This is a genomic window from Psychrobacter sp. NPDC078929, assembly GCF_050267985.1.
Lineage (GTDB): Bacteria > Pseudomonadota > Gammaproteobacteria > Pseudomonadales > Moraxellaceae > Psychrobacter.
This window is the reverse complement of sequence record NZ_JBNNFX010000035.1, coordinates 1-12,861: the sequence shown is the minus strand read 5'-3', so window position 1 is coordinate 12,861 and position 12,861 is coordinate 1. Positions and strand designations below refer to the sequence as shown.

General features: G+C 36.6%; 16 protein-coding genes. 12 read left to right on the top strand and 4 right to left on the bottom strand.

Annotation, left to right across the window (positions count from 1 at the left end):
• Positions 1 to 153: 153 nt before the first annotated feature.
• Positions 154 to 429, bottom strand: a complete 276-nt coding sequence (locus ACQKCG_RS13400; protein WP_427585473.1) for a hypothetical protein — start codon at positions 427 to 429, stop codon at positions 154 to 156.
• Positions 430 to 887: 458 nt separating this feature from the next.
• Between ACQKCG_RS13400 and mobV the strand changes: the two genes are divergently transcribed.
• The 4 genes from mobV to repM (ACQKCG_RS13380) all read left to right on the top strand — a co-directional run bounded on the left by mobV (position 888) and on the right by repM (ACQKCG_RS13380) (position 4,251).
• A complete protein-coding gene (mobV, locus tag ACQKCG_RS13395) occupies positions 888 to 1,790 on the top strand; it encodes a MobV family relaxase (RefSeq protein WP_427585472.1) in 903 nt (300 codons plus the stop codon).
• A gap of 452 nt (positions 1,791 to 2,242) precedes the next feature.
• A complete protein-coding gene (repM, locus tag ACQKCG_RS13390; RefSeq protein ID WP_427585471.1) occupies positions 2,243 to 3,190 on the top strand; it encodes a replication initiation protein RepM in 948 nt (315 codons plus the stop codon).
• A gap of 49 nt (positions 3,191 to 3,239) precedes the next feature.
• The gene (locus ACQKCG_RS13385; RefSeq protein ID WP_427585470.1) at positions 3,240 to 3,488 is read left to right on the top strand and encodes a hypothetical protein; all 249 of its coding nucleotides are present in this window, start codon (positions 3,240 to 3,242) and stop codon (positions 3,486 to 3,488) included.
• 49 nt (positions 3,489 to 3,537) lie between these two features.
• The gene (repM, locus tag ACQKCG_RS13380) at positions 3,538 to 4,251 is read left to right on the top strand and encodes a replication initiation protein RepM (protein WP_427585469.1); all 714 of its coding nucleotides are present in this window, start codon (positions 3,538 to 3,540) and stop codon (positions 4,249 to 4,251) included.
• On the opposite strand, the gene ACQKCG_RS13375 is transcribed toward repM (ACQKCG_RS13380), so the two are convergent.
• Both ACQKCG_RS13375 and ACQKCG_RS13370 read right to left on the bottom strand, forming a co-directional pair.
• Positions 4,248 to 5,540, bottom strand: coding sequence for a type II restriction enzyme (locus ACQKCG_RS13375; RefSeq protein WP_427585468.1), 1,293 nt, complete (start codon positions 5,538 to 5,540; stop codon positions 4,248 to 4,250). The genes repM (ACQKCG_RS13380) and ACQKCG_RS13375 overlap by 4 nt on opposite strands.
• Positions 5,533 to 6,372 carry a DNA adenine methylase gene (locus ACQKCG_RS13370; protein ID WP_427585467.1) on the bottom strand — a complete coding sequence of 280 codons (840 nt, stop codon included), beginning with the start codon at positions 6,370 to 6,372 and terminating at the stop codon, positions 5,533 to 5,535. The genes ACQKCG_RS13375 and ACQKCG_RS13370 overlap by 8 nt, the downstream gene beginning before the upstream one ends.
• 299 nt (positions 6,373 to 6,671) lie before the next feature.
• Between ACQKCG_RS13370 and ACQKCG_RS13365 the strand changes: the two genes are divergently transcribed.
• The 8 genes from ACQKCG_RS13365 to ACQKCG_RS13330 all read left to right on the top strand — a co-directional run bounded on the left by ACQKCG_RS13365 (position 6,672) and on the right by ACQKCG_RS13330 (position 12,501).
• On the top strand, positions 6,672 to 7,622 hold the full coding sequence (locus tag ACQKCG_RS13365) for a DNA-binding protein (RefSeq protein ID WP_427585466.1): 951 nt from the start codon (positions 6,672 to 6,674) through the stop codon (positions 7,620 to 7,622).
• An 84-nt stretch (positions 7,623 to 7,706) separates the two neighbouring features.
• Positions 7,707 to 7,904: a hypothetical protein gene (locus ACQKCG_RS13360; RefSeq protein ID WP_427585465.1), complete on the top strand. Its 198-nt coding sequence runs from the start codon at positions 7,707 to 7,709 to the stop codon at positions 7,902 to 7,904.
• A 16-nt stretch (positions 7,905 to 7,920) separates the two neighbouring features.
• The gene (locus tag ACQKCG_RS13355) at positions 7,921 to 8,094 is read left to right on the top strand and encodes a hypothetical protein (protein WP_427585464.1); all 174 of its coding nucleotides are present in this window, start codon (positions 7,921 to 7,923) and stop codon (positions 8,092 to 8,094) included.
• Positions 8,095 to 8,140: 46 nt separating this feature from the next.
• Positions 8,141 to 8,347: a hypothetical protein gene (locus ACQKCG_RS13350; protein ID WP_427585463.1), complete on the top strand. Its 207-nt coding sequence runs from the start codon at positions 8,141 to 8,143 to the stop codon at positions 8,345 to 8,347.
• 371 nt (positions 8,348 to 8,718) lie between these two features.
• Entirely contained in the window at positions 8,719 to 9,105 is a 387-nt protein-coding gene (locus ACQKCG_RS13345) for a hypothetical protein (protein ID WP_427585462.1), read from the top strand.
• 327 nt (positions 9,106 to 9,432) lie between these two features.
• Entirely contained in the window at positions 9,433 to 10,380 is a 948-nt protein-coding gene (gene repM, locus ACQKCG_RS13340; protein WP_427585461.1) for a replication initiation protein RepM, read from the top strand.
• Positions 10,381 to 10,475: 95 nt separating this feature from the next.
• On the top strand, positions 10,476 to 11,168 hold the full coding sequence (locus ACQKCG_RS13335; protein ID WP_427585460.1) for a thiopurine S-methyltransferase: 693 nt from the start codon (positions 10,476 to 10,478) through the stop codon (positions 11,166 to 11,168).
• A gap of 199 nt (positions 11,169 to 11,367) precedes the next feature.
• A complete protein-coding gene (locus ACQKCG_RS13330; protein ID WP_427585459.1) occupies positions 11,368 to 12,501 on the top strand; it encodes a hypothetical protein in 1,134 nt (377 codons plus the stop codon).
• An 81-nt stretch (positions 12,502 to 12,582) separates the two neighbouring features.
• On the opposite strand, the gene ACQKCG_RS13325 is transcribed toward ACQKCG_RS13330, so the two are convergent.
• A partial coding sequence (locus ACQKCG_RS13325; protein WP_427585458.1) for a transposase occupies positions 12,583 to 12,861 on the bottom strand: 279 nt, incomplete at its 5' end.

The window sequence follows — 12,861 nt, the reverse complement described above, 5'->3', positions numbered from 1 at the left end:
GAACAGAAAAAGACCTATCCTTCAGATCCTGGTCAAGCCGTATATTATAATTAGTTGTAGTCATAGCAATCACCTTTCGCTTATATTCGTACCCCAAATATAAGCGAAAGGTGATTAAACCTCAATGACTTTAGCGTTCCATCTCTCGCTAATCTAAGCGGTAATAGTCTGCTCATTCAATCCAGCAAGAAAATCATCAACCTTTTTCTCAATACTTTTTTGCATGACATACAGATCAGAAGTGGAGTACTTCCCCAGCTGATTTCTTTCATCCATGACTTCAAACAGCTTGCTTCTGACCACTTCTTCGTGCGTTTTATCGTCAATCAATAGCAAATTAAGCTTCACGACAGCTCTATTGTAGGCTTCTTGAGTGGCTTCAAGTTGAAGGCTTTTATTGCTAGCTACTGATACACCGATCATGCTCATAAATAACTCCGCTACTAGAATCATCTGTAGCTACAGATGATTTTTTTAGGTTAATAAGTTGTTTGTACCAGCCTAAGATTATGCCAGTGAAAAACGAGAAGTAACGCTCTTATAACCCCTTTTTTGTAGCAGATTTTACGACAGATAAAAAATCCGTTATTTCTCACCTAATTTAATGACTACACCTTACGCACCCTAAAGGGACTGCCAAATAGCTGATATTGTTAGGTTTATTGAAATTCAGGTGTATACAAATTGCAAACAAAATCGTTCTTAGTTATTGATTTATAAAGAAAAAAGGTGTTTACAATCTGTAAACAGCCAAGTTGAAAAACAGTGAAAAACAACCCTTTTTTACCGCCTTTTGCGCCAAAAATGACGCTTTCCTAACAGGTGAATTTATGGTGTAGTAGGTACACTTTAGTGAAATAATACCCAATTATAGGAAAAAAGTGACGATGAACTATGCAATTTTGAGGACAGCAAAATTAAAGACGATGGGAAATATCGGTGGCAGTCTTGCACACAACTATCGAACGATAGAAACGCCCAATGCTGACCCCAACCTTACCCCTAAAAATCATCATACCGTTGCTACCCCTGAAGCCGTCAAACAGGCAATAAAAGATCGACTTCCTGAAAAAAGACGTTCGGATGCGGTGCTATGTATTGAGTATTTGATAACCACCAGTCCCGAATGGGAAGGCTGGGGAAAAAACCAAGAAACTGAGTTTTTTAAGAGATCTGCTCAGTGGCTCATTGATCAGCATGGAGAAGAAAACATTGCAAGTATGAGTGTTCATCGGGACATAAGCACACCGCAGCTGGTCGCTTATGTTATTCCTATTGACCAAAAAGGGAAGCTCAACTGTAAGAATTTTCTAGGTGGCAGAGTTAAGTTAAACCAAATGCAAACCGATTTTGCTAAGACGGTCGCTGATTTAGGGCTAACGAGGGGTAAAGAAGGCTCTAAAGCCAAGCATACCAGCATCAAGAAGTATTACCACGATATCAATCACGCGCGAGATTTTAGTATTACAACCGTATCACCCAAGCCTGAACTGTTTGAAAGTAAGGCTAGTTATGGGGAAAAGGTCACAGCAGCCGTTATTGAGCAAGTAGAACCGACTGTGAAAGCGGCAAATAGCATTCTGATGGACTATGAGAAGGCTAGATTGGATAAAAACGTTGCAGAAGAGAGCTATAACACCCTTAGAAAACGTGTTGAGCCTTACTTAATGGCAATTGATGGTCTAAATCAAGAGGAAATTGCTAGGGTGAATGAGGTAATGCAGCTGGAAAGCCGTAGAATCGCCATAGAGAGGGTTAAATATGAAAGGGCTAGGTATCTATCAAAATAGAGAATGAAGGCTGTTGAATCTAATTCTGTAGGTATATAGAGTAGTTTCTATAGCCCATTACTAATGGTTAAAAACAAACTAATGAATAAGTTAGAAATAAATAATTGATCGATCACCTGATCCAAGAGAGTATAAAAAACCCTAATATTTTGTGGTAACTAGTGCTTTTTTCTTTTGTCTTTTTCATTAGTAAAAAATAAAAAAAATGCTTTTTATGCTTTTAAATGCTTTTAACAGCTTTTAAGCCCTCTGTATCCATTGGTATTAAAGGGCTGTAGCGTCCATATGACTACTTCTAGTTACCCATATGACTACTTCTAGTTACCCATATGACTACTTCTAGTTACCCATATGACTACTTCTAGTTACCATTAGTTTACTTGATTTTATTTGTAGTTATATATACGTGATTGTGTTAATGTAGTCATTAATATAGATCATAGGTAAAGCAGATGTCAAAGGGCAACTTAGTAGTCAAGACAAACCAGCTAAATTCAGCATTACAAAACCTATCGTTACCCGAAATTCGTATTATTCAGTTGGCAATAGTAGATGCTAGAGAAACCAATACAGGGCTAAGCACCGATAAGCCGCTACGTATTGATGCTTTAAGATATGCTGAAATGTTTGAAACCACACGGCAAAATGGTTATCAGCGTATGAAAGATGCTGAGGAAAACTTATTTAATAGGCGTTTTAGTTATATAGACGAAAGAGGAAAGCTTATTAAGTCACGTTGGATTCAGCAAGTTACCTATCTTGACGATGAAGGTGCAATCGAGTTGGTCTTTACGCTTGCTGTGGTTAATGGTATTAGCCGTATTGATGGTGCAGAAGATTTTTTCACTTCATATTTGCTTGAGCAAACCGCCAGTATGGATAGTATTTATTCCGTTAGGTTGTATGAACTACTAGTACAGTGGGTAGCTGCTAAAAATACGCCTTTGTTTGAGCTTGATAAGTTCAGAGAACAGTTAGGTATAGAAGAGCATGAATACAAACGTATGGGGAACTTTAAACTAAGGGTTTTAGACCTTGCCGTTAAAGAAATCAATGAAAAATCAGATATTAAAGTCAGTTATTTACAGGTGAAAAAAGGTAGGACAATTACGGGCTTTAAGTTTACAGTTCATGAGAAGCTGAAGGCTAAGACTGACAAAGTAAGTAAGCTGCGTGATGTTGATACTGCTGATATGTTTACGGTTGAAGGACTAAATGATAAACAGCTAGGACGTATCGTTCGCAATCCTGCTTTTATGGCAGAATACAATCATTTAGTAAGCCCCACTAGCCCAGCTGGGCAGTCGCAGCAAGGGTGGGAGTTTGAAATGCTTAATCGACTTAAAAAAGATCCTTCACAATTTAAGAAGCGCCCTATTAGAGAGTACCTTGAATATTAAACAAATAAAATAAACTCAATCTATCAACAATTTTTAAAGGCTTATAGCTATGATAAAGATAGAAAATTTGACAATTAATATCAATAAATTATCAGTAGAAGATGATGAGCTACTGGACTCGCAAATACCATCAGTAGTACGAGATGAACTTGTTAGTACGTTACGTATTATTAGCGAAGACTCAAGGTTTGCCGGTCAAACAGTAATTATTCCTGACGATTGTGAAAAGTATGGATTTACGGAAGGAGAGTTTGATCTACCCGAACTTCTAGAATTTTTAGCAGATATGCTTGAGTAGTAAAAGCTTTCTCAAAAACAATCAAATGATAGATTAAGGATTTTATTTTATGGCGGTAACTGATTTACCAGTGAAAGAGAGTGCGTTAATTAGTGCTAGTTATAGCCTTAACCTATCCGAAAATAGGTTGCTGCTGCTCACTCTGATAATAGCTAAAGAGTTGCTAGATGCAGCTGAGTTAAATAATTTGTTAGGAAATCGTATTGAGGTGTCAGCAGAAAGATATGCAGATATGTTTGATGTGCCTAAAGAGTCGGCATACTCTTTAATGCAAGATACTTGTAGAAGCCTGTTCAAGCGTCAATTTAGCTATACTGAACAAGCTAATAATGGCAATCTTTGGCACAGAACTAGTCATTGGGTGATTGACATAGCTTACTTGAATGAAACGAATACAGTCTCTCTAAATCTAGCTCCTGCTGTCATTTCATCAATAGTCGATTTGGAGCAACATCTTACGAGCTATGATATAAGAAAAGTGGTTAATCTGAATAACGCTCATACCATACGTCTGTATGAGCTTTTAACTACTTTGCATCGTACTGGTGGAACGTCAAGAGTAAGTTTAGAAGAATTAAGGCATAAGCTAGGCATTTTAGAAGGTGAGTACAAGCGTATGTTTGACTTTAAAAGACAAGTTCTTGATTACTCGATTGCTCAAATTAATGAAAATACGGATATTTGCGTCAGCTATGAACAACATAGAGAAGTACGTAATATCAGCGGTTTTACATTCAAAATTGAAATAAAAAAAGATATTTAGTTCTCTACTCTTTCTAAAATCCAGTTGACCCAACTTTTGATTGTGCTACAGCGCCTTCTAAAAGTAGTCTCTTTTTTCACATTGTACATATCATAATCTTTCAGTAACTCTACAATTCTTTTAGTGGAAGGACATTCAGTTTGTTCAATATAGTCTCTCATGACAATATTAAAAGGCTTGTGAGATAGGATGATACGTACCAATTCAATTTGTCTTTGCTGAAGAGACTGAGAAAAAACCTTTTCTCCTACTGGCGTTAAGCTATAGGTTTTATTTTTATTGTAGACAATCAAATTAAGATATCTTGCTCCATCTCCGTAATAGGCTGCTTGCCTACCTACGAAGCGGAACTCTTCTGAAACTTCAGCTTTAGACATTTCCTCGTTTTTATAGCAAAGCAGTTCGCATAAATTAATTACTTTGTCTAAATCATCACATTGAGGGAAGGGTGATTCAGGTTCTTCGACAATCGCAACATTATTGAGGATTTCTCGCAGACTTTCTAAGTTTAGAGCATCTTTAACAATACTATATCTGTCTTCATTGACCATTTTTATCGAGCTTGGATCTTCTGGATTCTCAAATACGTATTCTCTCAAATAGAAATTACCATCCGAGTAGGTTAGAAAAATATTACGTACCTTTTTATCTATATTTTTCTCTTCAAGTTTTTTAGTCCAAGTCCTATAAGGATAGTAAATCTGCCTTACTAAAAAATTATCATGTATTAGGTTTTTTACTTCGACAAGGTAGATATAGTTCTCAGACTCAAAGCCACCGTCAATCTCAATCTGAGATTTTGATACTGAAAAGTTGATATCACAGAGTTTGAATTCAAAATCTCCCGATCCCATTCTTCCGCCTATCACATGAGTGAATACCTCTTCACCAAAGAATGATTCTAATATTCCACATATATTTGCACACAGAAGAGCAGTGGTTTCACTGCTTATATGATCAATATCGATAGCGGTTATATGGTGCGGTAGCTTCTTTGCGTCTTTTGTCTCTAATTGCTTATTATTTGTGATGTTTTCAAATATATTAAATCTTCCGATTACATAGCTGCGATTAGTCATAGGTAAAATAGCTAACTCATTTTGCAAAAAGATTTGAGGTAACTTTTCTTGATAATCGAATTTCGCCATCAATCTTGCCTGATGAAATTCGTTAATTTGCGCTGATGTAATATTAAATACACCTTCTTTATTTATATGCTCAAGAATAGAATATTTTGCAAAAAGATTTTCCCATGCTGTATCAATAAGAGTTTTCTTAGGTTTATTCATAGTTTCTCACCAAAACCTCTGTAACCTCACCCCTCTTGCTGGCTACCGAATTAATATGACGTTTAGCGCCAACCTCTATTATTTCAAAGTCTTGGTATAAGTCTTTGATAAAAGAAGTAGCAGAATTTGATAGCAAAAAATTTACCCCTTTTTGGTGTAAATTGACACAAACATCTCTTAATCTTTCTTGCTGGTCAGAGCCAAACCCACCTTCTACATAGCCTGTAAAGTTAGAGCTTTTTGACAATGGATCATACGGAGGATCAAGATAAACAAAAGCACCTTTGCGTGCCCCTTTAAGAGCATCTTCAAAATCACCACTCAGAAGCTGTATATTATTATTTTGCAGGTACTTACTAACGGCTCTTAATACTGGCTCATTGACAATATTAGGACTTTTATAGCGCCCAAAAGGTGTATTAAATTCACCTGAACTATTGACTCTATAGAGTCCATTAAAGCATGTCTTGTTAAGATAAATAACTCTTGAAGCACGTTTCAACGCAGATAATTCATCAAAACCCTCTTCCCTATCTTGGAGTCTGATTTTATAAAAATATTCAGACTCATTTTCATGCGTGGCTAGGTCTTCGATTAGCTCTTCTACATTATCCCTAACCATTTTATATACATTAATAAGCTCAGCATTGTAGTCGTTAATAACAGCTTTTTTAGGTTGCTGATTAAGGAATACAGCACCGCCACCTATGAAAGGCTCATAGTATGTAGAGATTTTGCTAGGAATCAATGGTTCAATTTCGTTCATTAACTGTCGTTTGCCACCTACCCATTTTAAGAACGGCATTACTAACTTATTTTTGGCTCTTGCCACTTTTTACCTCTTTTTTGAATTACATCTTTATAGGCTATATTTCAGCCCATACTAAGACAAATACACTTATAGAATCATTAATAACAGATTACTGCAACTAGAGCTACTCGTTAGTTATCATATCATTAACTTCATTTTCAGTATCAACTGACATTATACCCTCAAGGCTTTTGAATCAGTTTGTTATCCAATCTTTAATTATCTATTTTCCTATTGTAATATGTTGTATAATGTATTATATTACATACAATAAATACAAATAATATGATACTGCTATCAAATACAGGGATTACTAAACTATGGCTCTCACTACGCAGCAAATTCACGTAAAAGCAGATGAGCTACACAACAAGGGCATCAAGCCTACCTTGTCAGAAGTGCGCAAAGCATTAGGTGGTGGCTCATTTACCACCATCTCAGATGCTATGAAGTCATGGCGACAAGACCACCAAGACGAGCAAGAGTTAAAACAAGTAGACTTGCCTAGTGGCATCAATGAAAGGTTGCAGGTGTTGGGTGCTGATATGTGGCAGACTGCTATTGATATTGCTAATGACCGTTTAGCTAAAGAACGTGAAGCATTGGACGTTATTAAAGCAAAAGCACAGCAGGATGTTGATGAGCTAACAGAATCAGTCAAGACGCTAGAAATAGAACAGGGAGACCTACTCAAACAGCTTGATGATGTGACAGACACCGCAGAAAATGCGGCTGTAACCACTAAAAAAGCTATAGCTGAACGTGATACGCTTAAGCAATCATTGAGTGACACACAACATCAGCTGGAGCTTGAACGCACCAAAGCAGATACTGCACAGACACAGCTTGCTGAAGTACGCATGACATTGGATAAGACACAAACAGGACTTACTGCAAGTTTGTCAGATAACGCAAAATGGGAAGCTACAGCTGACAGTCAGAAAACAGAGATTCAGCGATTGAAGCAGGATCTTAAAGAAACTAAAGCAGACTTAAAGTCGGTGACAGCAGAGCGTGACCAAGCCAAGCAAGATAACGCAGAAGTGAAAGGCGAACTTAAAGCAATCATAGCAGAGCGTGACAAGCTAACATCGTCTAATAATCAGCTTAACAGCACCTATGCAAAGCTAGAAGCGAAACATCAGGCGCTAGACAGCTCATATAGCGCACTATCAGATAGCTATGCACTAGAGCAGAAGCAGCTCACAGCGTTAAAGCAGGATATTGAGAAGTTGGAAGCCCAACTCAAAAGTAGGGATGATAAAGAGTGATTTTTCTTTTGTCTTCAATAAATGTAATTTCAATATTCGGAAAGACCTAAGTTAAGACTAACTATGACAGATTGAAGGTAGATTATGAGTGAGAAGCGAGAGCCAAACAAGCTAGTGCAAGACTGGTTAGACAGGTCAGCACTGAACGCCATACAGATGAGCGAGGACGAGAACTTTAGGCAGTTGGTAGCATCAAGAGCTACCAACTGGGCGAAGGACGCACAGAAGCTATCAGACCAGCGGATAAGACGCTCACAAGCACCACACTTAGAAATCAAATAACTAAGAGGGGTACAAAATGTCTATTTCAGACTCTATTCAAAACCTTCAAGAGTACGGTAACAACCCTGAAAACGGCTATATGGACGATATTTTTTTAGACCTTGTTAAGCAGAAACAAAGACTAGGTAAGGCTTTGACTGAAGAAGAGCAAGAGTTTTTAGATAGTCACAGAAATAGCGATGATGACTAAATATGACGTTTTGACTAACTTAACTATGACAGATTGAAGGTAGATTATGAGCGACAAGACAGAGCAAGGACAGCCTAGTCAATTGACGCTGGACTGGATAGACCAGTCAGCACTAAACGCCATACAGATGAGCGAGGACGAGAACTTTAGGCAGCTAGTGGCATTGAGAGCAACCAATTGGGGCAAGGGAATACAAAAGCGCGTAGAGCAGAAGATAAGACGCTCACAAGCGCCACACTTAGAGATTAAGTAGTAAGCAAAATGCCAGCATCTAAGCGAGACTTTAAGCAAAGCCCAAAAAAGAGTTTCTAGCAAACGCTGGTAGTAATCCAAACATTCGCAAAGACAACCACAATAGAAAGTAAAATTACTGCCTATCACAAAATTATATAATTTTGTCGGCGTAAGCCTATCCTGCAATCAAAAAATATTGCTTAATCCCTGCCCTTTCACCCCTTTTTTGCCCTGATTTTTTGCCTTTAACTTGGTTATAGTTGGTTATAGTTGGTTATAGTTGGTTATAGTTGTATTTGGTTGTTTTAGTAGCAAGTATTAGTTGTATTTAGTTGTATTTAGTTGTATTTAGTTGTATGGTCTTATTTAACTTAATTTAAGGGGTAACGTATGGCTAAATCCAAGCTAACTAAACAAGCAATACGTTTTTTGGTTGATACATACGATGATGAAACTACCAACCATACTTTTCACCAAGTAAGAAAAATGATTGAAGACAAATTTAAGATAACCGTCACCTATGAAGCAATCCGAAAAAGTTATCATGCTAATAAAAACGCTTTATCAGCTGAAAATAGTAAAGACAATAAAGTTGATGATGGGAATGGAGTTAATCCTACTCTCAACACTGAAGCAAAAAAACCATCTGTATCAATGTCCGAACTTAGGGCTATTGTTAAGAAAAAATCAACCGACATAAAAGAATTTGATACTAGCTATGAAGATATAAGTACTGAAGAATTAAACTCTCTTTTTACTTCTTCAGAAGAGAATTAGAATAAAGTTATCAATAGCGTTTTTTGGCTCTTTTCTTCTGTTTGTTCTTTTAGTTATCAACAACCAAAAAGGCTTTTAATGCTTTTAATGCTTTTAAATGCTTTTAAGACCTCTGTATCCATTGGTATTAAAGGGCTACGACCTCCATTTAATTACGTTTACTTACCCATAAGCTTACGTTTACTTACCCATAAGCTTACGTTTACTTACCCATAAGCTTACGTTTACTTACCTTTTAATTACTAATATATTTAAGGTATTTAATTACTAATATATTTATGTTATCTTAATTGCGGATCTTAATAAAGTAATTAAAAGGTAGCAGGAATGGCTAAATCTAATCTAGTGGTAAAAACTCACCATCTAAACACAGTTTTACAGAATCTGAAGCTTGCTGAAATACGTATCGTTCAACTCGCGGTCGTTGATGCTAGGGAAACAGGCAAAGGTTTGACAGCAGAAACGCCCTTACGTATTGATGCTCTTAGGTATGCAGAGGTTTTCGATACGACAAGACAGAATGGCTACTTGATGATGAAAGAAGCTGAAGATACATTGTTTAATAGACGTTTCAGTTATATTGATGATGAAGGTAAGTTGGTTAAGTCTCGTTGGTTGTCGCAAGTTAGATACCTAGATGACGAAGGAGCAATTGAAGTTGTATTTACTCCAGCTGTAGTACAAGGGATTACTCGCATTGATGGTGCTGAAGAGTTTTTCACTAAATATTTATTAGAACAGACGGCTACGATGACCAGTAATTACTCGGTAAGACTTTATGAGCTTCTAGTTCAATGGAAACAAGCTAAAAAAACCCCTATGTTTGAATTGCAAGAGTTTAGGGGGCAGCTTGGAGTTGAAGATGATGAATACAAAGCAATGAGTAACTTTAAAATACGAGTGCTAGACCTTGCCGTTGAAGAGATAAACGAAAAATCAGACCTCAATATTAACTATACTCAAAAGAAAAAAGGTCGCAAGATTATAGGTTTTACTTTCACTGTTCATGAAAAGCCAAAAGCTAAGACTGATGTAGTTAGTGAAGAGCGTGACGCTAATACAGCAGATATGTTTACGGTTGACGGGTTGAATGATAAGCAGCTAGGGCGTATTGCTCGTAATCCTAGCTTTGTTGCCGATTACAACCATTTGGTTAGCTCTACCAGTCCAGCAGGTCAAGACCCTAAGATGTGGGAGTTTGAAATGATTAACCGTCTTAAAAAAGATGCTTCACAGTTTAAGAAGCGTCCTATCAGAGAGTATCTTGAATACTAAACTGAATATTATTTATTGAATAGATTCATACTATCAGACACCCGCATACCACCAATCACATCTAAAGCTAACTCTTAAAAATAAAGGTTAATGTTATGAACCCTGAGTTTTGGCAAAATGCATGGAAAAAGAGCCAGACTGACTTTACCCAAAAAACCCCAAATCCTATGCTAATAGATCATTTTAAAGCCTTAAATGTACCTAAAAATGGACGTGTTTTTGTGCCTCTATGTGGTAAAAGCATAGATATGCTATGGTTTTTAAATGAGGGTTTTGATGTTGTCGGTGTTGAGTTATCAGAAATAGCAGTCACCCAGTTTTTTGCTGAAAATGACTTGCAGGCGACAATATCAATACACTCAATCACACCTAGTCTAACCTGTTATCAAGCTAAACATAAAGGTCAGAGTCTCAAAATATGGGTAGGTAATATTTTTGATTTGAGTTCTACTGATCTTGGACAAATAGATGCTATTTATGATCGCGGTGCATTAGTTGCTCTTCCAGATATTAAGCCAGAAAATCTACGTACACGTTACACACAGAGAGTTATGGAGCTGAGTAATACAGCAAATCAACTACTATTATCGTTTGCTTATGATGGAAAAAAGCAGCGTGATGATAAACATAAAGATTTACCGCCTTTTTTAATAACACAAGCTCAACTCGAACAATACTACGCTACGTATTATTATATAAACCTGATTGCACGAGAAAAATTTGAGTATGTTTCTACCGCTGGTGACTCAGGATATCGTCTCGTTCATACGCTCATATTCAAAAAATAGAATCAAAGATAGTATGCTGAATTTGCTATTGATTGAAGTTTAACAGCAGTGTTCGGCACCCTAGTGAGGACTTGAAAATATTGAAGGGTTCAAATCTTTCCCTTCTACCTACTTGGGGATAGCAGCTTGATTTGTGCAAAACTCTAAATACAGGCGTTAGCTTAGTATTTATCCTAATCATGAAATAGATAGAGAAAATATGAGTAAAACAGCAGATTTATTTCGTAAAGAACAAAGCAACTTTCAATTTAATGCCTGTGTTGGTAACAATGGCTGGAGAGGGATGTTTGCTTATATTGATGGTTACCAATCAGCTACTTTGGCAATGTTAGAATCTGTGTTATCTCAACACATTCCTGATAACGATTACAACAGACCTGAACAAGCTTTTCTTTGGAATATGGATACAGCGATTTATCCTATATTATTTACTGCTAGACATTTTATTGAACTTTATATCAAACAAAAAATACATACTATTAACTATTTTAAAGTTAAAGGAGATATTAATGAAAAGTTAGTAAAAACGCATGATATAGAAAGACTGTGGGCGCTTTTCGTTGACATTGTTGACCAAACAAAAGACTCAAGACTGGACGATTATGTAGAAAAAATCGCACCTTATATCCAAGATTTTAACCGCATTGACCCTACTGGTGAAACATTTAGATATCCATACAGCTCAGAAGGAACAATGCATTTGGAAAACATGGGAGTAATTGGGCTTCTTAATTTCTATAATAAATTCAATGAGCTGTCTAAAATTTGTGAAGTGTTTACCTTTCAGACGGATTATTTAGTAGATGAGTACAAAGTAAAGACTTTTACAAAGAGCCTTAGTCGGGAAAATATAGAGTATATAGCACGAAAACTACCCGTTTACGAGGAATGGGCTAAGCCTAGTTTCGTTGATTTAAAAAAAGATCTGAAAGCAGAGTTATCGATAGGTTCTAAAGAGCTATCAGAAGCAATAGCTATTATAAAAAATCACATAGAGTTTAAACGTTATATTTACCCAAATATTTATGAACTTCAGATAGATAAGAGCAAGTTAACTATAATTTTATCAGGTAATTTGAACAAAAAAGATATTGATGCTTTTACAGAGGAAGAAATTGCAAGCTTGAGAACATTAGTGGAGTTAGGTACATCTATTATAGATGGGATATATTTTTCAGAAGATTATGACAACCTATTTAGTCTATATTTACAGGAATCTAGACTAGATGAGTATGAGAAAAAATCTAATTATGAATACAGCATTAGAAACATAAATAGATTGAAAGAAGGACTAAATAAAATGAATTATAGCGATGTAGTCGAGTCACTGTAAGGTTGGAACAGCTCTATCAAGAATGTATAGGGGTGCCCTGAGGGCTTATGGAGACCATCCCGAATTCTGTGTAACTGCCGTTTAGATTAAATGCTTGCTGATACGGTCATCAAACATAATCATAAAACGATTCAGAGCAGACGTCCAGTTACGGATTGGCATCGACCACTTTTTGGATGCCTGCTGGGTTGCTAAGTACACCACTTTGAATGCTGCCTGATCAGATGGGAACACCTTACGCTTATTCACCGCTGTCCGAATCACGCTGTTTAGCGACTCTATCGCATTGGTGGTATAGATCACTCTTCTGATGTCTTTAGGATAACCAAAGAACACCGTTAAGCCCTCCCAGTTATTGCG